A 24800-nucleotide genomic window follows, 5' to 3' on the forward strand; every position below is an offset into this window, starting at 1 on the left:
CTTCTATAATTTCCATTATGGTTATTATCTTTTTATTTTAATCAATTGTATGCTATCATTATTCTTGGAGATGGCAATTAGTTTTTCCCTCTTGCCATTGAGTAATTTAGCATCTCTTACGTCCCCTTCTATCCATACTCCCATTTCATCAATACTAACGGTTTTAAACTGCCCATTACCTATGCCTTCTAGTAAAAGTCCTTTACTAGCATCACTAGGACCATATTCAACCTTAAAGGGATAATAATTTCCAGTTAATAGTATATCGGGAATATTATCTTCATTAAAATCGTATATAGTGATTCCCTGGATTGCAGAAAACTGGGCTTCAATAGGCAATTCATGTATTTCAAAATGTTTACCCTTATTCTCTAAATAGACACTTTTAAGCTGGTAAACACTTAAATGTTTTGCTTCCTTTAGGAGTTCGGAAGAGAAAACATCTTTCAATTGAGCTTTTGCATAAGGCTCATACTTAAGGAACTTCTTTTTTATCAATGGAAACGCATCCTGCAATTCGTCTAATGTTGCAATGGGATAACGCTTTTCCTGGATATAACAGCTAATAACGGGAGATAGCACTCCATCACCTCTAAAATCACCTATATAGGCCTCTAGCGGTTCATTTTGTGAAACATTGAATGGTAAATTTGAGCCCATATTACCCACGATAAGATCTATATCCCCATCTCCATCCATATCAGCCTTTTCGATATTTTGCCATAAGCCATTACTTCCATCAAGGCCAAATTCTTTAGTCCTTTCTTTTAATTTACCATTCTCGTTAATGAATATTTTTATTGGCATCCACTCTCCCACTAACACCAGATCTAACCATCCATCATTATTAAGGTCTGTCCAGGTGGCATCAGTAACCACCCCTGGCTGCCTAAGCTCTGGATTTATCTCCCTTGTAACAATAGAAAATTTGACCTTGCCAGAGTTTTTATCCACATCATTTCTTAAGACACCTCCCAGGGAAGAGTCGGGGTAAGTCCCGGGATCACTTCCACCTCCAACAAAAAGATCTTCGTCCCCATCCTTATCATAATCTCCAGCTACAACAATGCTTCCGTTGGAGAAAGCTTTTGGCAAGACACCCTCTTCAACATTTTCAAAATTCCCTTCTCCGTCATTTATATAAAGTGCATCCATTAAAACAGCAGGATCACCATTTGCCTGGCTTCCCCCATGCACAACATACAAATCCATATCGCCATCTCCATCAGCATCAAAGAAGGTGGATCCAGTACTTTCGTAAACATCAGTGGCTGACCAAAATTCTTCGTTACTTAATACAAAGTCACCCCTGCTATTGGTAATAAATAACGCATCAGGTTGACCAAATGCACCACCTATGAATATATCCTCAAGTCCATCATTATTAACATCAGCTACAGACATTTTTGGACCGGACATCGAGCTTTGTTTTAATGCAAGCCGGTTTACCTTAAAATCTATGTATTGATTCTCTTTATGTCTGAAGTTAATTCCCGAGTTTTCTACTTCTTCAAAAAGGTGTTGAGAAATTATATCATTTTCAGATCCATTTGGCGTAGCTTTAGTTTCATCAATTTGAAGCAATTGATTTGGTTTTACATTTTCCACGTTAGAAATATCTCCATTAGGCCATTGAATCTTAACATTTACACTTTTAGAAGTACCTAAACCAAAAAACAATACAGGCTCTACAGAAGACTGGTATCCACGAACATTATAATTCTCTGCAAACTGAATAATAGAATCTGAACTCACCCAGACCTTAGAACCAAGAGCGAGAGTATTATTCTCCTTGCCTTTAAGTTTTATCTTAAGAAAGTTATTTGATTCCCTCTGAATATTATTTCTGTAAATACCTACAGGCTCATTGGTATTGGATACCACAAGGTCAAGGTCGCCATCATTATCAAGATCTCCGTAGGCAGCTCCGGTAGATACAGTTGGTTGAGAAAGCCCCCACTCCTTTGTTACGTTTTCGAAGTTTACGCCATTACGATTCTCAAACATATAATTAGAAACCTTGGTAGCGGGCATCTCTTTGACCAGCTCATATATAACTCCGGAATATTTCTGCTTTCCACGTTCTCCAAAAAGCTGTTCCCCTTCTTTTCTAACCTTGGCCACTGCTTCATTCACTTCGAACTTCATGAAGTCTTTGTTCGTAAAATCCCTCAAATAACCATTGGTTACAAACAGATCTTTTAAACCATCATTATTAAAGTCTGCAATAAGAGGAGCCCAGCTCCAGTCGGTAGTTGATATTCCCGCCAGCTGACCTATTTCACTGAATCTAGGTGTCCCATTTTTATCCATCCCCCTGTTAAGCTGAAACATATTTCGCATTTGCTGCTTATGGTATCCGCTATCTATTGCAAGTTGATACCTGTCAAATTCATCGGGTCCTTTTAATAGTTTTTGCCTGTAATTATCTTCAGGAAGCATATCAAGAGTAATAAGATCCACCTGGCCGTCATTATTGAGATCGGCGGCATCATTACCCATAGAGAACTGAGAAATATGTCCAAAGGAATCTTTGGATACATCTGTAAAAGTACCATCGGCATTATTCAGGTATAAAAAATCCTGCTCAACATAATCATTAGATACATAAATGTCCGGCCAGTTATCATTATTAATATCACTTATGGCGACTCCCAGACCAAAATTCAATCCACTGCCGTGAATACCAGCTTCTTCGCTTACATTCTTAAAGACTCCATTATCATTGCGATATAGAGAATTACCGAAATAAGGATGCCTGGAATTGCGAAGTTTAGTACTATTATAAAATGGTGAATAATATTCTTTTGAATGGTTCAAAAGGAACATATCCAGGTCATTGTCCAGATCATAATCGAAGAACACGGCCTGTGTACTATAGCTGCCTTCAGCGTCCAGTCCAAAATCTTGGGCTTTATTTTCAAATTCCGGGATCCCATCTTTATTGACACCCTTATTAATAAACAGCTGGTTTGCCCTATCTTCATGAGTGCCCAGACCGGAATAACAAACATAGATATCCAGCAAACCATCCGCATTTATGTCTACAATACTCGTCCCGGTAGTCCATGCCTGTTTTCCTTTAGTACCAGATAAATCGGTAATATCTTTGAATTTGAAATTGCCCTGATTAAGATAAAGTTTATTCTCTCCGGTATTAGCAGTTAAATACAGATCTGGTAAATCATCTCCATTAAAATCTCCTATAGCCACACCCCCACCGTTATACATGTATTCATACTGCATAACATTCAATTCTTCTGTTTCAATAATTTCATTAACAAAATCAAGGCCTGTTTCTGAAGATGATAAAGATTCAAACACAGTATTCTCATTTTCTTTCTCGGTTAGCTCTCTCTCATTATTTTCATCACTGCCACATCCAACCAAAAGGAGGTAACAGGCAATAAAAACAACCTGAAGAATCTTTTTAAATGAAATCATATTCGAATATTTAGATTTATACAACCTGGAAGACAATTTATCAGATATCAGAAAACAAACCTAGCGCCCAGCGAACTATAGATCTTTGATAAAAGGGCTGCTTTCCGTCTTATTATTCAGACATCAATGCAACCCTTTTTAAATTAAATCAATGGTATTCTAAGCATTACCAGCCAAGAATTTGTTTGGCCTCAGGGTTCTTATCAATCTCATCCTGCGGGATTGGCAAAACGTACATCTTCTCCGGAAAACTTCGTTCTTCAACATCAAAGATTTCGTAATCAAATGACCCATCATCATTCTTGATAATTCGCATACCTTGTACCGGACCATTCAACAGATCTGGTGCAATACGCCATCTTCGGATATCAAAATATCTGTGTTCTTCAAAAGCAAGCTCTATCCTTCTTTCGTTTCTAATTTCAGCCCGCATTTCGTCCTGAGAAAGACCCTGAGGAAGATCGGGCATATCAGCTCTATTCCTTATTTCATTAATTGCAGCATAAACAGTAGCATCAGGACCCGAAGCTTCATTCTGAGCTTCAGCATAATTAAGTAAAACCTCAGCATATCTCATAAAGATCCAATCCTGATCACTGGACTGGGAATAAATAACCAGGTCTTCATTATGAAATTTACGAAGGAAATATCCAGTGTGCATAAATAAATCATCTCTACCTCCTTCAAATAATTCCACTTCGCGTCCGCGGAAGTTGGCTCCATTATGTACCACTGTCATTTCGAATCTGGGATCAAGATTATCCCATGGACTTTCCGGGTCATATAGTGGAGATTCATCCTGGGGTAATCCATCTACCATATCATAAGAATCTACAAAATTCTGAGTAGGTATATTTCCACCCCATCCACCATCGCTTACCCCACGATAAGATGCCGGAGAATTATATACATCCCAACCTGCATTCTGAGTACCGCCGGCATTAGTCTGGTGGTGCTTATCCGGATAAAGGAATTTTTTAGCAAAAATTATCTCTTCATTATTCTTGGTTAAGAAAAGTGTTTTATAGTCAGGAAATAAAGAATAAGTACCATCCATTACTTCCATTGAAGCATTCGCAGATTGCTGCCATTTTTCTGCATATAACAGGACCCTTCCTTTGTACGCCTTTGCGGCTCCTGAAGTAGCTCTTCCTGCTGCAATTCCTCCCTTTTCCGGAAGTATTTCGGCTGCTCTATCAAGATCACTTATTATAAAATCTACAACTTCATTATAAGAAGCTCTTGGAATTTGCAGATTATCTTCTATACTTAAGCTTCCAGTTATCAGTGGAACACCTGTAGGTTCTCCCCCTTCAGATCTATACCCGAATAGTCTTAACAATTTATGATACATAAAACCTCTAAGGAAGTAAACCTCTCCTTTTAATCGGGTTCTAAGCTCTTCATCTTCCAAACGGTCCAGGTTTTCAAGAGCTACATTGGCCTTTCTGATAAGGTTATAATAATTACCCCACATATTACCCCATGGCACATAGGTAGGTAGGAATTCTGCATTTTGAAGTAAAGTTGAGTGAGTCCACCCCATCGATACATCTCCATCATCTGATGCACCATCAAGTAAATAAAGCCCTTTGGCCCAGCCGTCATACCAACGGTCAAAACCAGATGGCATTTCACCATAAATAGCGTTCACAAACTGAACCGCTCCCTGTGGATCTGTCCATACCGTTTCTTCAGTAAGTGAATCTTTTGGAACCTGATCCAAAAAGTCCTTTTCACAGCCAAGTAATGTAATAAGACTTAATAATACTCCAAATACCTGACTTAATCTTTTAGTATTTATATTCATTACTTAAGTTTTTTAAAAATTAATGTTTAGTCCAACATTCCATAATCTCAATTGAGGATATCCCCATCCTCTTCCATTACCATTCTCAGGGTCGTAACCTTCAATATCGGTCCAGGTGTATATATTATTACCACTTACGTAAATCCTGGCGCCTTTAATAAAGTTGTTATTAAAACTATCTACAGGAATATTATAAGCTAACTCCAGGTTTTTAAGACGTACATAAGATGCATCTCTTAACCAAAATGATGAACCTGCATGGTTATTATTTGCATCAATTAATACACGTGGTTCGCTAGCGTCCCTGTTATTGGGAGTCCATCGATCCAGGTTATGCTCAAAAGCGGCACTGGTACCAAGAAAGAACGGCCAGTAGGCCTCTCCCGAATAATACTGATTTACATTAGTGGCTCCCTGAAAAAGGTATGTAATTTGAAAGTTTTTATAACCTACATTTCCATTTAATCCGAAAATTATTTCAGGAGTATTTGAAGTTCCAATAAACGTTCTGTCTAGATCATCAATCACTCCATCATCATTTAAATCAGCATATCGTATATCTCCCGGAGCAATATCACCTACTTGTTCTGCAGCATTATCTATCTCTTCCTGAGTTTGAAAAAGACCCAATGCTTTATAACCATACTGCCCGTAAAGCGGACGCCCCGTTTGCCTGATCCTTGGGTTAGATGTTTCAGGCTCATCTATAAAGACGATCTCGTTTCTCGCATAAGTAAAGTTAGCACTCATCGAGTAAGTAAAATCCTCGCCTATAGAGTTCCGGTGTCCAAGCACAGCCTCAAAACCTTTATTATCTATTCTGGAAAGATTCTCTACTGGAAGTCCTACACCTAACAAACTAGGTACTGTTAAATTCCGTCTTCCCAAAATATCGGTCCGCTTATCATAAAAATAATCAAAAGTTACGGAAAGCTTTTCATCCCAGAAGGTTGCATCCACACCTACGTTGAATTTTTTTACCGTTTCCCAGGTCACATCAGGATTGGCTAAATCACCTTCTACGATTGCAGGCTGCACATCCCCATTACCAAATACGGCATTACCTGACTGGTTAAAAGATTGCAGATAAAGGAATCGGGCACCTCCGATACGGTCATTCCCTAGTACACCATATGAACCTCTAAGTTTTAGAAAATCGATACTTTCTGAATCTTCCAGAAAAGGTTCACGAGAAATTAAATAACCTAACGAACCAGAAGGAAAAAACCCCCATCTATTTCCTGGCGCAAACTGCTCTGAGGCATCTGCACGAAAACTTCCTTCCAGAATATACTTATCATCAAAGGTATAATTTAACCTTCCTACAACCCCTCTCCTGGCGCTTCTTCCGGAATAACCTCTGTTAGTACGGTTAGCGGCACCTCCAAAGTCAAGTTCATCAATAGCTAAAGTGAACTGATCTCTGTATGCAGACATGAACTTCCATTTCTCTTCCGTCTGAGTATAAAGTAATAAAGCTGATACATCAGATTTTCCAAATTCCTGCTCATAATTTAAGTGTGTCTCTAAGGTTATGGACTGGTAATCATTATGATCCTGATACAATTCAGTTTTTCCTCTGGGAGCCTGTGTAAATGTCCCATCGCTGTTTCTCTGATAATTCGGTATTTGAGGAAATAAGAAATTCTTCTGATCTCTGAAAGTTTTATCATAGGAGGCAATAGCTTTTGCTGTAAGACCATCAACAGGTAACTCCTGAAGAATTTGAATCCGACTTTTAAAAGCCATAATAGCCCTATTTCTATAACCATTTTCAGGTAGAGCAAGGTATGCCGGTCCACCAGAATAGGTTCCGTTTGACCATTTTACAGGTTGTTCATTAGGCCTTATACTCGCCAACCATCGGAAAAGTTCAGGTGCCGCCACATTATTGGTTCTGTCGTCACGACCAGAAAGGTCAAACGCCAACCTGGTTGTTTCCGTAACATTTGCATCAATATTTGAACGGAAATTATATCTTTTGAAATTATTTGAAGGTACTATACCATCCTGATCTAAAAAGCTTAAAGATGTAGCATATCGCACCTTTTCGGAACCTCCGCTGGCGGAAAGTCCATATTCTTTCATTATAGCAGTATTTTTCAAAACGTCCATCCAGTTCACGTCTGGATGCGTATCCGGATTTGAACCCGTGCGATATTTTTCTAGATCTTCCTGTGTGTAGATAGGATCATCGCCCTGATTCACCAGGGCTTCATTATACAGTTGTGCATATTGATACGAATTCAGGTAAGTTGGCTCATTAGTTCTTTCCTGAACACCTAAATTAGTGGTTAGGTTAATCTGCATTTTTCCCGCATCACCTCTTTTAGTAGTTACAAGAATAACCCCGTTACCTCCTCTTACACCAAATACTGCGGCACTAGCCGCATCCTTAAGGACTGAGAAAGATTCAATTTCATTCGCATTTAACTGTTCAAAATCACGATACCCCCTTACAATGCCATCAATTACAAAAATAGGACTAGCATCACCCGTGGTTCCTATACCACGAACGTATATATTAGAAAAATCATCACCAGGAGAACCAGAACGCTGGGTGGCGATAATACCGGCAGTCTGACCTACTAATGCACTGGTCATGTTAGGTGCAGGGTTAGCCTCTAATTGTTCAGTATCAATTTCAGAAACAGCTCCTGGAACATTACTTCGCTTCTGCTCCCCGTATCCAACAACAACAACTTCATCCAATTGGCCAAGGTCTTCATCCAACCCAACATCTATAACGCTTTGCCCATTTACAGCAATTTCTTTTGTTGCAAAACCTACAAATGAGAATACCAGAGTAGCATCTGGATTAACTGTTATTTCATAATTACCGTCAAAATCAGTTACGGTACCCTGCTGGGTCCCTTTTACCATTACGGTCACACCCGCAAGAGGCATGTTATCTTTTGCAGCAACTACATTCCCTGTAACTTCCTGCTGAATAGCAGTTTCATTAAGATTATCGGTATTGCCGAAAACATTTGCCGACACAAACGAAAAGCAGAGTATAAAAAGCCACCTCGCCGCCATTTTAACATTTAATTTAGTAATTTTTCTCATACAATCAATTATTTAAGCTAGTTAATATTCTCAGAACAAGTTATAGAGAGTTATAATTCTCTTTTGTTAAAACCCCCTGAAGTTTATTATTTTTTCAGGATACTTCGACAATAATAAATGTCTTTATAACATTTAATCGTCAAATGTATAAAAATTTCTTAAATAGAAAGAGAGGGTTTTTAACGAATATAATAACTTATAAAGTTTTTTAGTTAAAACCACAACATCCTTATCATAAAATCAAGAAACCAGTTAGAAATAGGGAAATAATTATCATATTTTTAAAAATATTCATTAAAAATCTTAACACAGGAAGGACTCTCTACCTTAAATTATTGTACTAACAACAAAATAAATTGAAATAATATTCCTTTCTGGCCTGATTATTCCAGCTTTAATTTTTTTCTGGGCCGAAGAAAAGCAGAACTTACCATCCTCCTCCCCTTTCAATTTTGCCCCGTATTTCAGTAGTCCTTATCAGTATATTATATCTTAATTTTATGTTTTGGCAATAAATCTTGCTTTTTGGAAAGAGGAAACCAAAAGAAGAAGAAATGATAATAATGGCAGACTATAAGATTTATCTGATTTCATTATGAATTTTTTTTAAAATAAAAGAGATATAATCAGTAAGTTTTATCTTAAAATTCATGCAGTTCTATTCCTTTTTCAAATTCATAGAAGTTATTTCATTATCACTCAACTCCTGTCCGAAGAAAGGCATCCCGTCTTCGGTCCATCTTAGAACCCGCGCCCTTGTGTTTCGGTTTGGATCATATAAAGGTTCCCCGTCAATCTCTTTATAATTACGTGCATGGTATATCATCACATCGGTCTCGCCATCTCCAGCTTTTGTAAAGCTGTTGTGCCCCGGTCCAAAACGATCCAGTTCCGGATTACTGTAAAATACAGGTTCGGGCAATTTATGCCATGCTTTAGGATTAATAAGGTCTGCGTCCTCTTCAGCCCATAGTAAACCTATGGCATAATTGGCATCGGTAGCGCTGGCCGAGAATGTTACAAATACTTTTCCGTTACGAACCAGTACTGCAGGTCCTTCATTTACCCTGTGCCCCTGAATTTCCCATTCATGAGTTGGTTCAGAGATCACCACCTGCTTTTCAGCGAGAGTTGTAGGGCTGGTCATTTCGGCAATATAAAGTCCGGTGTTCACAATTGTGTCAGATGCCCTGTCTGTCCAGATCATATATCGCTGACCATTATGTTCAAAGGTCGTTGCATCAAGGGAAAAATCATCGCGCTTAGCTACGATCTGCCCTTCCTCTTTCCATTCTCCCGTGGTAGGATCTTCAGAATCATTGGATAAAGCATACATTCTGATCTTCCATTTTTCCTCTGCCGAACCTGCCGCGAAATACACATACCATTTACCATCAATTCGATGTAGTTCGGGAGCCCAGATATGATTGCCCATTGGACCTTTATCATGTTTTCTCCAGATTACCACCGGCTCAGCATCCTTTATGCCGTTTATAGTTTTTGATTTACGAATTTCTATGCGATCGTATTCCGGAACGGTCGCGATAAAATAATAGGTTCCATCTTCTGCTTTGGCTACAAAGGGATCGGCCCGTTGCGAAGCTAACGGATTGTCAAACTGAATCTCTTTTGTTTCCTGAGTACATCCAGTGCTTACAATTAGGAACAAGAACAGAGCGTATTTAAAAAACTTTAATTTCATCATTTTCTTTTAAATTCCAGATCTTTAATAGTGTAAAACTATTTTTGTAGCGGTTGAATTCCTTCCAGAGTCGGTTCTACCTCGATAATGCTTCCATCTTCACTGAATTCCAATTTATCAATAGCAACTTCCCGGTGGAAGCCTGCTGCGCGCCCCATCTCTATACCTTCCGGCCTGGTGAATCTGTGATAAACAATATACCACTCATCAGTTCCTGGTTTATTGATTACAGAGTTATGCCCGGTACCATAGATCTGTTTTTTATCATCCCTTTTGATCACAAGGTTATTTTCAGGTATTTCAAGAGGTCCAAGTGGAGAATCGGAAGTCGCATATCTTACACGATAATTGGGGCTTCGTGTATCATCTTCAGACCATAAAAAATAGTATCTACCATTTCTAAAAAACACCTCAGCACCTTCTCTAAAAGTTTCATCAGGTGTAAGTACTTTTATTGTTCCTTTTTTAATACTTGTCATCTCAGGATTGAGCTCTGCAACGGCCATATATCCATTCCCCCAGTACAGATAACTCTTGCCGGTCTTAGGATCGGTGAAAACATCAGGGTCTATTTCCTGACCACCACGTACTCCTTCAGGTTTAAAATCGATAAGAGGTCTCCCAATGTCTGTAAAAAGTCCCGTTGGATTATCTGATACAGCTACCCCGATCTTCTGAGCCGCGGTGAAATAGTAGAAGTATTTGTATTCTCCGTCAATTTTCTTTTCGGCCATGGCTGGAGCCCAGGCATTCCTATCGGCCCAGGAAACATCTGTTTTCAAATTTAGTATAGTATCCTCTTTTTTCCAGTTTACAAGATCTTCTGATGAAAAAGTCCTGAAGTAAGTACCAGACCAGCCGGTAAACCCATCGCTGGTGGGATACAAATAGTATTTATTTGTTTTATTGGAATAAAGGATTTCAGGATCTGCCCAATAACCTTCTACCACCGGATTATTATTAATTGCAGCAATGACAGTATAGTTTTTGGTTTGCTCACCAGATCTTAAAGTGTATTCAACCGGACCATTCTCAAAGTTATGAGGACCATTTGGCCGAATTTCTTCCGCCTGAATTAGTTGAAAATCAGGTTCAAAATTAGATAAATCGGTTCCAGATTTTACCGGAATAAAAATCGAATCGGCAGAGATCACCACATTGTTCTCTTTTACATTTACTGCTGTAACCCTAGAAATTCCCGGAATGTTATCTGAAGGGAACTCTTTCAAAAGTCTTTCGGTTTCTTCGGCAGTAATAGGAATAATCGATCCGTGTCTTGGATGAAAGTTCATGGAGATCTGCTCATCAACTACCTTGAAGTTCTTAAGATCTGAAGTTTCTGTAAACTGATATTCACCATCGGCATAAACATCGTACATAAGGATATACTTATCTGAATCTATAAGTTTGAATACTCCAGAACCTTCCACGGCCTTATCTGTCTGATCAACATTACCAGGAAGTGGTTCGTATCCTCCGGTAAGGCTGTCAGAAACCGCTACTTTGATACCTTTATCACTTTCACCTTCTGTTTTATAGAACAAATGATATTTTCCATCTTTCTTAACAATATCCCCATCTATGGAAGCCATTTCATTAGGATTATAAAACAATTGCTCTGGCTTTCCTTCAAAAGCGGTAAAATCCTCATTAGTATAGACGTAATATATTTTGTCATAACCCCCAGGCTGTAGCATTGAAAAGTAAACCATATTTTTACCTTTTTCTTCATCATAAAAGGTTTGAGGAGCCCAAACCCGGTTCACGTCAGAAAACTCATCTGAAAAGGTTTCAGGGATATCAATTACAGTTGACTCCCACTCTACCAGATCTTTTGATTTAAGCAGGACCATCGCTGTATTATTCCAGCCCATCTCTGGCACATATAGATCGGTTAAAACCATATAAAAATTCCCATCTTCTCCACGGAGAATATGCGGATCCCGAACTCCGCCGGAATTACTTATATCATCTGAATTCAAAACGGGATTATTATTATTCAGCGCATAGAAATTATAGCCATCATTGCTAATTGCATAATGTACAGACTCCTCGCCTGGCCCATTCCCGGTAAAATATGCGAATAAATAACTGGTATATTCTCTTTCAGGTTTTGCCCCAGAACAGGAAATGAATACCGTAAGAAAGAAAAATAAACCCAGAAATACTAAGCTAGAATAAAAGGTTCTTCTCATCATTATTGATTTATAATATTTTTTTAGCAATGTAACAATTATTATTTAAATGTATTAAAAACACTTAAATAGATTTAGAATTTAATTAATTGAAAGCTATAAAATGAAAAAAACTAGTTCCAATGAATTTTAGAGATTTCTTTCGATGCATACTCCACAGAGGAAAGCAATTGTGTAGGATTAACCCAGGTCCAGCATTAATCAACTAATCCACCTTTTCCTGAAGGCTCAGTTCAGAAATTATTTTTCTTGCCTCTTTTGCCATTTTTTGCTCAATATCAGAGCTATTCTGCGCAATAAGTTTATTAAAGGGAAGTATACTAAATATAGCAATCGCTAATATTTACTTATCATTCTTGTAATCGAAGTCATCAGCACGAACAATTCCTGTTTTCCATTAATTTACTTTGGCTCTTCGTGCTTTCTGGCTATATCACATAGATTTCTGCAGGGAAAGTTCTCCCTTCTAGATTAGTTTTAGAGGTTATACTTATATACTCACTCTTTTATTTAATGTGTAGTGTTTTCGATTTTCCGGTATAAAGTAAGTTAGTTTTGGTAGCAGAAGGAAAAATACCTGAACTATTCTTATCTTTTACTTTTAAAATGTTGAATTCAATATTTTCAGGTAATCCTTTAAAGTCTCCTTTGCGTTTGCCAATAGTGAGTTTATTCTTTGAATCATCCCATTTAAACTCGATTGTAGCGTAGGATCCATTTTCATAATTATAATTGTCCCGCTCATCATCATAATATGTAAATTGAGCGTCTGCACCTGGATAAATACGAATTTCTATTGGACCTAATTTTTCATTTGCGTATTGTACCTTAGGCCCCAGGGGCAGTATTGAACCGGCTTTGACATAAATCGGCATTATGTCTATGGGAACTTCTTTCTCAATTTCCTGACCGCCGGTAAATTTCTCACCAGTCCAGAAATCAAACCAGTCAGTGGAAGTAGGTAAGTACACTTTACGGCTTCCGGTTTTGTCAAATTTTGCAACGGAATCATTTTTTCCTTCTGTGTAAAAAGATTCTGTTACCGGCGCTACAAGTATAGATTTTCCAAACATATATTCGTCATTTAGATCGAGGGCTTCAAGGTCTTCAGAAAAGTCCATGAACAAAGGTCTCATCAGAGTTGATGCATTTGAAGTCACTTGCCAAGATTCAGAATAGAGGTAAGGAAGGAGTCGGTAACGTAGATTTATAAATTTTTCTACGGCATCAAAATTCCAATCACCACGTTTTCCCAATTGATATATTTCCCTTGGAGTATTAGTTCCGTGGGAACGCATCATAGGAGTAAATGTACCATATTGCAACCATCTTACATATAATTCCTGAAAAGAAGGGTTTTTAATTCCTTCAGGATATTCCCAGGCAAAAAAGCCACCTATATCACTATTCCAGTAAGGAATTCCTGTAGCTACAAAATTCAAACCGGCAGAAATTTGGTTACTTAAATTATCCCAATTTGAAACTACATCACCCGACCAGGAATTAGCTGCATAACGCTGCTGCCCCGCAAAAGCTGATCGAGTTAGAATAAATACTCTTTTATCCGATGTTGTTTCTCTTTGATTTTTGTAAACTCCTCCCACTGTCATTAAAGGAAAAGCGTTTCGTACCTTTCTAAACGATCCTAGATATGTTTCATTTTCGAAATCCTCTTCCTTAATTTCCAAATGATCTGGTTCAGTTGAATCCAGCCACCAGCCATCAAAGCCTTTGGAAAAAATACCTTTATTTAAAAAATCCCAGTAAATTTCTCGAGCCTTTGGATTGTATGCATCATATACCTTAACTCCTGAAAGAGGATCTTCAGGTTTGGCTGGCCAGGTATTAACAGCTCTTTGAGGATAGGTAGTAAAATCCAGGAGCATATCCTTTTTATTTAAAACCTCATACTGCTTAGTTTCAGGCCCAAAGGATGCCCAAACCGAGATAATAATATGAGCATTAAGATCATGAATCTGTTCTACAAAGTCATCAGGATCGGAAAAATTAGAATTTCCAAAATTCATAGCGTTCCAATGATAATTATCCCCCCAATATTGCCAATCCTGAATGATTCCATCCAGGGGAATTTTCAAATCCCTGTATTTCTTCACAACTCCAATGGTTTCTTCCTGACTCACATAACGTTCCTTACTTTGCCAGTAACCAAAAGTCCAATAAGGAAACATAGGAGCCTGTCCTGTTAGTTCCCTAATCCCTTTCACTACCCCATCAGCATTCTTACCATATATAAAGTAATAATCAATTACATCCCCTAATTGTGAATCGAAGTAAGTCAGTTCAGGATTATCATAAAAGGTTGTTGGTGAATAATTATCCCAAAAAACTCCATATCCTTTATTAGACTGTATTATAGGAACTGCCGTTTCTTTATTATCCTGTCTCATGAACAGTTCTTGATTACGTTGAGACATTTTACCTTTTTGAAATTGTCCCAAACCGAATATAAACTCATCCTTATCAAGTTGAAATTCTTGCTTTACGCGAAATGAATATTCATTTAAATCCATTTTAGGAATGAGATGTGTACCATCACTTTTTTCTTTTAAAAGAGAAGTTCCGTTTGAATCTTGAAATGTTATAACCCCGGTAACCAAATCAAGAGATACTTTTAAATCATCTGAAGAAAGAGTAACTGTCTGGTTAATGTGATCTGATATTTCAAAATCAATTTGTTTAAGTTCTGCAATAACAGAAAGGCTATTTTTCTCAAAATCAAATCCTTTTTTAGACTTTACAATTCGGACATTTTTTGAGGAATAAAATTGTAATTCAATTACAAGTGAATCTATTACCGCTTTTAGACCGTATTCGGTTTTCGTGTAAGATTTCTGGGCTTGAATAGTACTAAATGAAATCAGAAATAAAGATAAAAGTGTCTTTAAATGCATAATTTGAAGTTTATTAATATGCGAATAATTGGGAATTTTTTTCTAAAATGAATTGGAGATTATCTGTTCAAATACCTCCTGTTTTCCACTAATTTGTTGTGGCTCTCCGTTCTTTCTTGCAATTTTGCTTAGGCTCTCCAGAGAAAGTTCTCCTTTTTCGAATTTTGCGCCATCCCCATCATCAAATGAAGAATAACGTTTTTTACGCAGCTTCTTATAATCGCTGTTTTCAAGGATCTCATGAGCACAAATAAGTCCGCGTGCAAAAATGTCCATCCCTGAAATATGAGCGACAAATTTATCTTCAAGGTCGGTCGAATTTCTTCGAACTTTAGCATCAAAATTGATTCCTCCGCCTTTTAATCCGCCAGACTCCAGGAATACAAGCATGGATTGTGTTACGTCATAGAGATCGATCGGAAATTGATCGGTATCCCATCCATTCTGATAATCTCCACGGTTGGCATCTATACTGCCAAGCATTCCGGCATCTGCTGCCACCTGAAGTTCATGCTGAAAGGTATGCCCGGCAAGTGTAGCGTGATTTACTTCGATATTCAGTTTAAAATCATCCTGTAATCCATATTTATTTATAAATCCCAGAGACGTTGCAGCATCGAAATCATACTGATGCTTCATAGGTTCCATTGGCTTTGGTTCAATGAAGAAGGTACCTTTAAATCCATTTTTTCGTGCATAATCCTTACAGGTATGCAAAAACCTGGCAAGATGTTCCTGCTCACGTTTCATATCGGTATTCAACAAACTCATATAGCCTTCGCGGCCACCCCAGAAAACATAATTTTCACCATCCAGAGTCATGGTCGCATCAATTGCAATTTTAGCCTGACCACCGGCATAGGCAAGCACATCGAAATTCGGATTTGTAGCCGCACCGTTCATATATCTTTTGTTGCTGAAAAGATTGGACGTTCCCCAAAGTAGTTTTATTCCGTTTTCCTCCTGTTTTTGTTTCGCGTACTCGGCTAAAGTTTGAATTCTTTTTTCAAATTCAACAAGCGTTGGAGCTTCATCCACCAAATCCACATCATGAAAACAGTAATAGGGCGTTCCCAGTTTAGACATGAATTCGAAAGCGGCATCCATTTTGTCTTTCCCTCGTTGTACCGGATCTGAGTTTTTGTCCCATTCAAAAGTTTCGGTTCCTGGCCCAAAAGGATCGGCTCCTGTATTGTTAAAGGTATGCCAGTAGGCCGTTGCAAATCGAAGATGTTCCTTCAAAGTTTTATCACCAACCTTTCGGTTTTCGTCATACCATTTAAAGGCAAACGGATTCTTGCTTTCGCGCCCTTCGAATTGGATCTTCTTAATGCTCTTAAAATATTCCTTATTTGCACTCATTATTCTTCAATTTTAATATGTTGTTTCCAGTTGGTATAAATTTGATGGTAGGTTTCTACCATTTCAGGATCGGGATCCAGACGTTCCAGGATTCGTAAATTGGAAAAGGCCTCATCTTCATTTTTATAGAATCCATACCCCAGGGCTGCCCCGCGTGCCGCTCCTTCAGCCCCCGAAGTATTATAAAGCTCCAGGCTTGTATTGGTGGTATTGCAGAAAATGCTTCGAAACACCGGACTCAGAAACAGGTTTGCCTTACCAGCCTTCACAGTCTCACCTCCTGCTCCAACAGATTTCATGATATCGAAGCCATAATTCATTGCAAAAACGATCCCCTCGCATGCCGAACGAATTAGATATTCAGGCTTGTGAATATTGAAATTAAGATTCTCAATTCCCGAATTGACCTTCTTATTTCTGAAAATTCGTTCCACTCCATTCCCAAATGGGTAAAACCTTAGCCCTTCACATCCCGGAGGAGCTTTGGCCGCAGTATAATTTAGATTTTCATAGCTTATCAATTCCTTATTTCCTATCGAAACTAGTTTCCTGATCCACTGGTAAAGTATCCCCGAACCGTTGATACATAGCATCACTCCGTTCCGCTTTTGCTGTTCTGAATCGTTCACATGGAGAAAAGTATTGATCCGGCTATTTTCATCGTAAGAATCTTTGTCACTAACTGTATAAACTACAGCTGAAGTCCCTGCTGTAGTGGCGATCTCATCAGGCTTAAGTACATTTAGTGAAAATGCATTATTTGGTTGATCACCTGCCCGGTAGGTTATCTGAACATCCTCTGAAAGCCCCACTTCCTCGGCTACTTTGGAATCTATCTTAGCCTGCTCTCCAAAATTTGGAACGATCTCGGGAATTAACTTTTCCGAAAGACCCATTTTGGATAAGATTTCTTCAGCTAATTTGGCTTCTTTAAAATTCCAAAGTGTTCCTTCAGATAACCCAGACCTCGATATCTGTGCTTTTCCTGAAAGCTTTGCCGCAATATAATCCCCGGGAAGCATAATGTGAGCTGCTTTCTCATATATATCAGTCTCATTTTCCTTTACCCATTTCAGCTTGGAAGCCGTAAAATTTCCCGGGCTGCCTAAAATTGAATTATTACATTCTTTATCTCCGATCTTTTCGTAAAACTTATTTCCAATCTCAGCCGCACGGCTATCGCACCATATTATTGAAGGCCTTAAGGGATTTAGCTTCTCATCTGTGATTACCAAAGCGTGCATCTGGTACGCGATGCCTACAGCCTGGATCTTTTTAAGATCAAAACCGTGATCCTGTGCAATCCTCTTCAACCCTTCTTTGGTGTAGCTCCACCATAAATTGGGATCCTGTTCTGCCCAGCCAAATTTGGGAGCATTGATTTCCATTTCGTTTTCCGGAAGAGCTACAGCACAAACTTCCTTACCAGCCTCTGCATCAAAAACAGATAATTTTATTGAAGAAGTACCTAAATCTATCCCGAGAAAATACATAATTGAATTTTAGCTATAGAGCAATATAACAAGATTTAGAATCAGTATAATGAACTTATAGTATATTTGACTACAAGTTTACAGGTTAATTTTTAATTTTGCAATTGACAGCCTATTATAATCAGCAAAATATTCTCATTTAATAGAGAATTTGCACAAGAATCCCGACAAACTGATTGGAGATCAAAATGAAAAAAAAACTAATTGAACAGGCTACAGGCACAGAAACTGAATTCTCAGTAGTTCCTTCAGTGACCATAGATTGTGTGATCTTCGGATTCCAGGATGGGGTGCTTGAAATTTTACTGGTAAAACATGCGAGCGGAATTAAGGAAGGCGAATGGGCCTTACCCGGAGGATGGATCAGCGAAAAGGAAAGTATTGATGATGCGGCCCACCGCCTGCTTAAAGAACTTACAGGACTAAATAACATTTATCTGGAACAGTTAAAAGCTTTCGGTAATCCCGATCGTTTCCCTTTGGGACGAGTAATCACTATAGGCTACAATGCTCTTATCAAAAAAGATGAATACATTGTTGAACCAGGTTTTACCGCCTCAGAAGCTGAATGGTATAAAATTAAAGAAGTTCCAGATCTGATCTATGACCATAGTAAGATCCTGGATTTCAGCCTTCAAAGGTTACGTAGACGAGTGAGACAGGCCCCCATTGGTTTCAACCTGCTTCCTGAAAAATTTACTTTACTACAGCTACAGCAACTTTATGAGGAGATCCTTGATATTAAACTCGATAAGCCTAATTTCAGACGTAAAATTTTGAAAATGAAACTCCTTACCAATTTAAATGAAAAGGAAAAAGATGTTGCACACCGTGCCGCAAAGCTTTATAGTTTTGATGATGAAATCTATCGGAAGCTTACAGAAAAAGGATTTAATTTTGAATTTTAATCTTCTTTATTTTCTCTGATAAACTTTTCGGCATTAACAACCATTTCAGAATTTCCACAAATAAAAGGCACCCTTTCATGAAGTTCTTTTGGTATAATATCTAATATCCTTCCTTTCCCATCACTGGCCTTTCCTCCTGCCTGTTCCGTTAAAAAAGCCATAGGATTACACTCATAAAGCAATCTCAACTTACCTTTTGGAGCTGTACTCCCTTGTGGATACAAATAAAGCCCACCCATAAGCATATTTCTGTGAAAATCGGCCACCAGCGAACCGGTATACCTGGCTGTATAAGGCCGGTTGCTATCCTTATCAAGTTCCTGCATCCACTTGATCAGCTTTTTAATTCCTTTAGGGAAATGAATATAATTACCTTCATTAACCGAATAAATAGATCCTTCTTTAGGAAATTTCATGTTCGGATGAGATAAGAAAAAAGAACCTATTCCGGGATCAAATGTAAAACCATTCACACCATTTCCGGTGGTGTAGACCAGAATAGTGGAAGTTCCATAAATTAAGTAGCCTGCTGCTACCTGGTTTTTGCCAGGTTGTAAAAAATCCTCTTTTGTAACCCTGGTTCCGATAGGGGAAATTCTATGATAAATACTGAAAATGGTGCCTATGGTAATATCTACGTCAATATTTGATGAACCATCCAAAGGATCCATTAATACAATATATTTTGCCTCTTTGTGAATGTCATCTTCAAAAGCCACATAATCTTCAAGCTCTTCAGACGCTAAGCCACATATTTCTCCCCGGTTTCTAAGGGTACTTATAAAAACATCGTTGGCCATCACATCCATCTTGGCCTGACTTTCACCCTGAATATTCTCTTTTCCTACCTTTCCAAGAATCTGGGCTAATCCCGCTTTATTAATGGATTTATTAACCATTTTCCCTGCTAGTTTTATCGAACTTAACAAAGCACTTAAATCTCCCTTGGCGTAGGGAAAATCTTTTTGATTCTCAATGATAAATTCTCCTAAAGTAATATGTCTCTCCATGCTTGTCTATTTTATGTTACAGGATGAAAGAGAGGCTTTAGATGCTTCTCATATAAATTATAAGTTACATTTTCCTCAATTTTTTCTCGATACTTCATTAATAATAGGTCAAAGTCGCTATTTTCAGCGGCTATCTTATAAGCGCAATGTAATAACTGCCGGAAATGAGGATTGTATTCCTTTGAATCAGGTTCATGCCTCAAGGTATCAGCAAAGCTCTTCCCACTTGAAAATCCTTCAGGATCTGGCAACTGCCTTTTATCAATAGCAAGGACAGATTTATAATCTGCCGTTAACTCATCGAAACGTTCCAAGGCTTCAGCGTAAAGATTTTTGGAAAAAACAAATCCTTCCCCACCACTTTCCGAAATACCTATTAACTCCTCCAACCATGTTGTACCTGCAGTTTTTAGATGTAGGCCGGCGTCATGCGTTTTTATCAGCTTTTGAATTACCGGGTAAATGGACAATTTATCACTCCCGCTATGAACACTTAATTTAAGATTCTCCGGAAGATCGAATTCCTGAACAGCATATTTGAGTACCAAAAGATCCTCCTCAAATTCCCTTTCAAACTGAGTAAGATCCCCATTATAATCGACTCCCTTATTAAATTCACCAGTAAATTTAGGGGCAATTGTATTTACAGGCACATTATAATAAGCCAATGCCGCGAGAATAAAAAAGAGCTCTACAGGAGACTGTGGTTTATCCACCTCATCAATTGAAACTTCCGTAGAAAACTCTCCATCCTTTTCAGAAGCTATATGCTCATATACTATTCCGGCATTTTTCATCGCCAGTAGAAACATATCGCACATTTCATCCAGGTTTTCTTCAGTAATCACAAATTCTTCGCTAATTCCCGAAATCCTGAGTTTTCCACGATATTTATCGAAAAACCAAATAAAGCTTTTCTTTTCTTCTAAGGAAGTTTCTTTTCCTATAAAGTTTGCTACATCTATTGTAAAAAAATCACTTACAGGGAGATATGGATCAACGTTTTCTAAACTGATATGATCTGCATCCACAAAATAATCTCCTTTATATCCAAGAGATTTTATTGCAGTATCAGCCTCCTCCCGTAAACTCTCAGGTTGAGTCCCTACAGTCTTATGTTCCCTGTCAGATTTATTCCATACTGGAACTACTTCTATCCCATCCGTGCGTAACTGTAAAATAGCCCTCAGCTGTGCTATGGCTTCTTTACCGAAACGATCTCCAACTCCAAAAGAATACTTCCCCAACTTTCTCATAATATTTTTTTAGACCCCACTAAAAGCACCAAAGCCTCCATCAACCGGTACCACAACCCCGGTAACAAAAGATGATTCTTCACTGGCCAACCAGTTTGTCACTCCCTGTAACTCTTCGGCTTTACCAAAACGTTTCATAGGGGTTTGATTTATTATAGTCTCCCCCCGGGCCGTTAGGCTGCCGTCATCATTAAGCAGTAGGCTCCTGTTCTGTTCTCCAATAAAAAAGCCCGGAGCTATGGCATTTACTCTTATTCCATCACCATATTTTTGCGCCATTTCCACGGCCAGCCATTTAGTGAAATTATCTATAGCTGCTTTGGCAGCAGAATATCCCATCACTCTTGTTAACGCTCGCTGGGCAGCCATAGAAGAGATGTTAATTATACTACCCTTCTTTTTTTCCACCATTCCTTTTCCAAAGATCAATGAAGGAAGCACACTCCCTTTAAGATTTAACTGACTTACCTTATCAAAATCGTCAAGGTTAAGATCAAAAATACTCTGCTCCGGAGTGATGGTAGCACCTTTCATATTTCCTCCGGCGGCATTTACAAGAATGTCTACCTTTCCATATTTCTTCTCTATACTTTCCCGGGCCGAAATAATACTATCTTTATCGAGCACATCAGCCACCAAAGAAATAGCTTCTCCTCCATTAGCATTAATTTCCTCAACCCTTTCCCTGACTGTATCTTCACTCCTGCCAAGAATACCTACTTTTACACCTTTTTTAGCCAGACCCATAGCGATCGCACCTCCAAGAACTCCATTTCCACCTGTAATTACTGCAACTTTATCCTTTAAACCAATCATTCTGTAATTTTTAAATTATTTCCGAAGTATTTATAATTCCGTATTCAAGTCCGCGCAATTCTGCCAGTCCTCTTAATCTTCCAATGGCCGAATAGCCAGGATAATAAGATTTTTGCTGATCATCCAGCATCTCATGCCCATGATCTGGCCTCATTGGGAGTACCCTTCCTTTCTTTTCCTTCTGGCATTCATAAAATGTACGGACAAGCTTATACATTCCCGCACTTCCCTCCAAATGATTTGCTTCATAAAATAAAGAAGATTCTTTCCGTTGAACCGATCTTAAATGGACGAAATGAATACGCTCATACCAGGTTTGTATAATTTCAGGAAGATTATTATCTGCTGAAGCTCCCAGGCTGCCACTACAAAATGTGATACCGTTAGCCTTTTGGGGGACTTTGCTAAAAATATACTCCAGGTCTGAGGCTTTGCTCACTACTCTGGGCAACCCTAATACCGGCCATGGCGGATCGTCTGGATGAATAGCCATTTTAACCCCAGCCTGTTCTGCTACAGGAATAACCTGCTCAAGAAAATATACCAGATTGTCCCGCAGTTGATCAGCTGAAATACCAACATAATTCTGGAGCCCTTTGCTAAGCTTTTCCAGAGTAAATCCTTCCTTATCTCCCGGCAGTGCCATTAGCAAACTTTGCTTCAGTAGTTCTAATTCATCCTCATTCATTCGGGAATGTTTTTCCCGGGCATTTTTCACCATCTTTTTATCATAATCTTCTTCTGCATTTTTCCTTTCCAGAATAAAAATGTCAAAGATTATCAGATCCTCCAGGTTATGAAGCAGGGCCGTGCTGCCATCCTCCAGCTGATATTTCACATTGGTACGAAGCCAGTCCAGAACCGGCATAAAATTATAGCAAATACGGGTAACCCCACATTTTCCCAGATTTTTCAGACTCTGCTTATAATTCTCTATAAGTTCATCCCGATCAGGTTTTCCCTGCTTAATATGTTCATGTACAGGCAGGCTTTCCACAACGTTCCAATGAAGGGGAAAAGGATATTGTTCATTACTATCCTCCAACAGTCGTATGCGATCATTTATCTCCTCAACACTCCACACATCCCCTACTGGAATATGGTGTAAGGCTGTTACAATACCATTGGCCCCCGCCTGTTTTACAGCAGTTAATGATACCGGGTCATCTGGTCCATACCATCTCCAGCTTTGTTCAAAAATTTTTTTCATAATTGATTGATCATCTATCTAATAAAAACCTTAAGTTACTAATAATTTAGTTCTCCTGTTTGGCCAATAGCAGAACGGGGAAATCATAATCCATTGAACTTTATTTCTTCAGCTTTCCAAAAAATCTTCTCTAACCGGACTGAAAACATCGACTAAAATTCCCGCTTCAAGACATTCTGCTCCATGTTTTAAATTTGGATTTACAAAGAATCCATCTCCGGTTTCAAGAATTTCACTCTTTCCATTGATGGTGATCTTAAACTTACCAGCAGCAACATATGAAGCCTGAGTATGAAAATGATCATGTACATAACCTATTGAACCTTTTTCGAATTTTACCTTTACCATCATCATTTGGGTATTATGGCCAGTGACCTGACGGCTGATTCCCTCTCCAACCTTTTGCCAGTCGTTTTCATCTTCTTTAAAATATGTTTTCCCCTGTATCATTTTCTATTTTCCTTTTACTTATTGCAAACTGGGATCTAAACCAGGTTCAGGCCCCCGTCAGTTTTAATGCTTATTTTCCCATTCAGGATATTTCCGGTTTAAGAGATCTTCAGCATAATTATCTATATAATTATAGCCTACCCTTCTCTCCCTTTCAATCTCATCTAAATGATATTTTATCTTTCCATCCCGTCCCACGAAAATGGGTCGGCCGGTTTCAATCTCATTGAATCTTCCCCAAAGCGGTCCCCCGGTAGAATCCCTGACTACAATCCTGTCCTTACCTTCCGGAGCATCAGGATCATCGATCCACATAACTTTCTGACCCATCACCTTATTTTCTTGGAACCATTTTACAGCACTTCGAATACTGCGTTTCACATCCTCCGAAGGATCTTCTATTTTTAAAAGATATTCTACAATACCAACACTTTCACTGCCGCTTAAAGAAGGTAGCTCATAAGCCCGGGCTTTGGCCGGGCTCAGGTCATCCTTATCGTGTTGCGCACACCAGATAGTGAGTTCCCCGTCAACTTTTACCTGGGTTTTTAATATAATTTCCAACCCCTTATCAATTGCATTTTGAGCCTTTTGGATCCTTATTTTATCTACAAATGAATAAGTAGACTTTTGTTTCGCAATATCCCGTAACAGATTCATTACTCCCATCATGGCCCCATCATTAAATGTGATATGTTCATAATATCCTTTCCTGATAGGGTAGAACTGAGGCCATCCGCCATTCTCGTATTGTGCTTCGAATAAAAAATCCATTCCCTGAAGAAAGGCATCTTTATATTTTTTGTCTCCTGTAGCATTATATACCCTTGCAAGAAACCTTAGCTGAGTATGGGTCGCTCCGTTATCGATAGTGGTTCCTATCTCCTGGGATTTTTCTATTTCAATCTCCTTTATTTCCGCTTCGGAAAGCTCTCTGGCCATATTAATGTTCTTAAGCCAGCCTCCATTATTGTGCTGATAAAGCAATACGTTATCTGCAATATCCCTGGCTTCCTCGCTGGTGTACCATTCTCTGGATCTATGTTGAATTTCCCGCCAGCTTGGCTTTTCAGTTATTTGAGCATCCAATTTCCCTACTGATATTATCAGAAGGATCATAAATAGCACCCCGGTATATTTTAGATAACTACTCTTCATCGTCC

Annotated in this window: 15 protein-coding genes; 1 reads left to right on the forward strand and 14 read right to left on the reverse strand. The window is 38.5% G+C overall.

Features of this window, described 5'->3' with window-relative positions:
* Positions 1 to 24 precede the first annotated feature (24 nt).
* The 8 genes from LU635_RS14525 to LU635_RS14560 form a co-directional block, all read right to left on the reverse strand.
* Positions 25 to 3444 carry a VCBS repeat-containing protein gene (locus LU635_RS14525; protein WP_240100215.1) on the reverse strand — a complete coding sequence of 1140 codons (3420 nt, stop codon included), beginning with the start codon at positions 3442 to 3444 and terminating at the stop codon, positions 25 to 27.
* Positions 3445 to 3610: 166 nt separating this feature from the next.
* Complete coding sequence (locus LU635_RS14530; protein ID WP_240100216.1) at positions 3611 to 5254, reverse strand: RagB/SusD family nutrient uptake outer membrane protein; 1644 nt, start codon at positions 5252 to 5254, stop codon at positions 3611 to 3613.
* A 12-nt stretch (positions 5255 to 5266) separates the two neighbouring features.
* Entirely contained in the window at positions 5267 to 8323 is a 3057-nt protein-coding gene (locus tag LU635_RS14535) for a SusC/RagA family TonB-linked outer membrane protein (protein WP_240100217.1), read from the reverse strand.
* A 658-nt stretch (positions 8324 to 8981) separates the two neighbouring features.
* Entirely contained in the window at positions 8982 to 10028 is a 1047-nt protein-coding gene (locus LU635_RS14540) for a glycoside hydrolase family 43 protein (protein ID WP_240100218.1), read from the reverse strand.
* Positions 10029 to 10063: 35 nt separating this feature from the next.
* Positions 10064 to 12223, reverse strand: coding sequence for a glycoside hydrolase family 43 protein (locus tag LU635_RS14545; RefSeq protein WP_423738497.1), 2160 nt, complete (start codon positions 12221 to 12223; stop codon positions 10064 to 10066).
* 503 nt (positions 12224 to 12726) lie between these two features.
* Positions 12727 to 15132: a glycoside hydrolase family 31 protein gene (locus tag LU635_RS14550; RefSeq protein WP_240100219.1), complete on the reverse strand. Its 2406-nt coding sequence runs from the start codon at positions 15130 to 15132 to the stop codon at positions 12727 to 12729.
* Positions 15133 to 15174: 42 nt separating this feature from the next.
* Positions 15175 to 16494: a xylose isomerase gene (xylA, locus tag LU635_RS14555; protein WP_240100220.1), complete on the reverse strand. Its 1320-nt coding sequence runs from the start codon at positions 16492 to 16494 to the stop codon at positions 15175 to 15177.
* Positions 16494 to 17987, reverse strand: coding sequence for a xylulokinase (locus LU635_RS14560; protein ID WP_240100221.1), 1494 nt, complete (start codon positions 17985 to 17987; stop codon positions 16494 to 16496). The genes xylA and LU635_RS14560 overlap by 1 nt, the downstream gene beginning before the upstream one ends.
* A gap of 188 nt (positions 17988 to 18175) precedes the next feature.
* Between LU635_RS14560 and LU635_RS14565 the strand changes: the two genes are divergently transcribed.
* A complete protein-coding gene (locus LU635_RS14565) occupies positions 18176 to 18895 on the forward strand; it encodes an NUDIX hydrolase (RefSeq protein ID WP_240100222.1) in 720 nt (239 codons plus the stop codon).
* Here LU635_RS14565 and fbp read toward each other — a convergent pair.
* The 6 genes from fbp to pelA form a co-directional block, all read right to left on the reverse strand.
* A complete protein-coding gene (gene fbp / locus LU635_RS14570; protein WP_240100223.1) occupies positions 18892 to 19905 on the reverse strand; it encodes a class 1 fructose-bisphosphatase in 1014 nt (337 codons plus the stop codon). The genes LU635_RS14565 and fbp overlap by 4 nt on opposite strands.
* 11 nt (positions 19906 to 19916) lie before the next feature.
* On the reverse strand, positions 19917 to 21161 hold the full coding sequence (locus LU635_RS14575) for a tagaturonate epimerase family protein (RefSeq protein ID WP_240100224.1): 1245 nt from the start codon (positions 21159 to 21161) through the stop codon (positions 19917 to 19919).
* A 9-nt stretch (positions 21162 to 21170) separates the two neighbouring features.
* Positions 21171 to 21977: an SDR family oxidoreductase gene (locus tag LU635_RS14580; RefSeq protein ID WP_240100225.1), complete on the reverse strand. Its 807-nt coding sequence runs from the start codon at positions 21975 to 21977 to the stop codon at positions 21171 to 21173.
* A gap of 10 nt (positions 21978 to 21987) precedes the next feature.
* Positions 21988 to 23187, reverse strand: a complete 1200-nt coding sequence (uxuA, locus tag LU635_RS14585) for a mannonate dehydratase (protein ID WP_240100226.1) — start codon at positions 23185 to 23187, stop codon at positions 21988 to 21990.
* A gap of 108 nt (positions 23188 to 23295) precedes the next feature.
* Complete coding sequence (locus LU635_RS14590; protein WP_240100227.1) at positions 23296 to 23637, reverse strand: cupin domain-containing protein; 342 nt, start codon at positions 23635 to 23637, stop codon at positions 23296 to 23298.
* A 63-nt stretch (positions 23638 to 23700) separates the two neighbouring features.
* Complete coding sequence (gene pelA, locus LU635_RS14595; RefSeq protein WP_240100228.1) at positions 23701 to 24795, reverse strand: pectate lyase; 1095 nt, start codon at positions 24793 to 24795, stop codon at positions 23701 to 23703.
* Positions 24796 to 24800 lie beyond the last annotated feature (5 nt).

The sequence above is a fragment of the Christiangramia crocea genome (assembly GCF_022410465.1).
In the GTDB taxonomy this organism is placed as follows: domain Bacteria; phylum Bacteroidota; class Bacteroidia; order Flavobacteriales; family Flavobacteriaceae; genus Christiangramia; species Christiangramia crocea.

Coding starts and splice junctions, on each gene's coding strand:
- LU635_RS14590 (WP_240100227.1), bottom strand. CDS start 23,637: ATGATACAGGGGAAAACATATTTTAAAGAAGATGAAAACGACTGGCAA.
- LU635_RS14535 (WP_240100217.1), bottom strand. CDS start 8,323: ATGAGAAAAATTACTAAATTAAATGTTAAAATGGCGGCGAGGTGGCTT.
- LU635_RS14575 (WP_240100224.1), bottom strand. CDS start 21,161: ATGAGAAAGTTGGGGAAGTATTCTTTTGGAGTTGGAGATCGTTTCGGT.
- fbp (WP_240100223.1), bottom strand. CDS start 19,905: ATGGAGAGACATATTACTTTAGGAGAATTTATCATTGAGAATCAAAAA.
- LU635_RS14580 (WP_240100225.1), bottom strand. CDS start 21,977: ATGATTGGTTTAAAGGATAAAGTTGCAGTAATTACAGGTGGAAATGGA.
- pelA (WP_240100228.1), bottom strand. CDS start 24,795: ATGAAGAGTAGTTATCTAAAATATACCGGGGTGCTATTTATGATCCTT.
- xylA (WP_240100220.1), bottom strand. CDS start 16,494: ATGAGTGCAAATAAGGAATATTTTAAGAGCATTAAGAAGATCCAATTC.
- uxuA (WP_240100226.1), bottom strand. CDS start 23,187: ATGAAAAAAATTTTTGAACAAAGCTGGAGATGGTATGGACCAGATGAC.
- LU635_RS14545 (WP_423738497.1), bottom strand. CDS start 12,223: ATGATGAGAAGAACCTTTTATTCTAGCTTAGTATTTCTGGGTTTATTT.
- LU635_RS14525 (WP_240100215.1), bottom strand. CDS start 3,444: ATGATTTCATTTAAAAAGATTCTTCAGGTTGTTTTTATTGCCTGTTAC.
- LU635_RS14540 (WP_240100218.1), bottom strand. CDS start 10,028: ATGATGAAATTAAAGTTTTTTAAATACGCTCTGTTCTTGTTCCTAATT.
- LU635_RS14560 (WP_240100221.1), bottom strand. CDS start 17,987: ATGTATTTTCTCGGGATAGATTTAGGTACTTCTTCAATAAAATTATCT.
- LU635_RS14550 (WP_240100219.1), bottom strand. CDS start 15,132: ATGCATTTAAAGACACTTTTATCTTTATTTCTGATTTCATTTAGTACT.
- LU635_RS14565 (WP_240100222.1), top strand. CDS start 18,176: ATGAAAAAAAAACTAATTGAACAGGCTACAGGCACAGAAACTGAATTC.
- LU635_RS14530 (WP_240100216.1), bottom strand. CDS start 5,254: ATGAATATAAATACTAAAAGATTAAGTCAGGTATTTGGAGTATTATTA.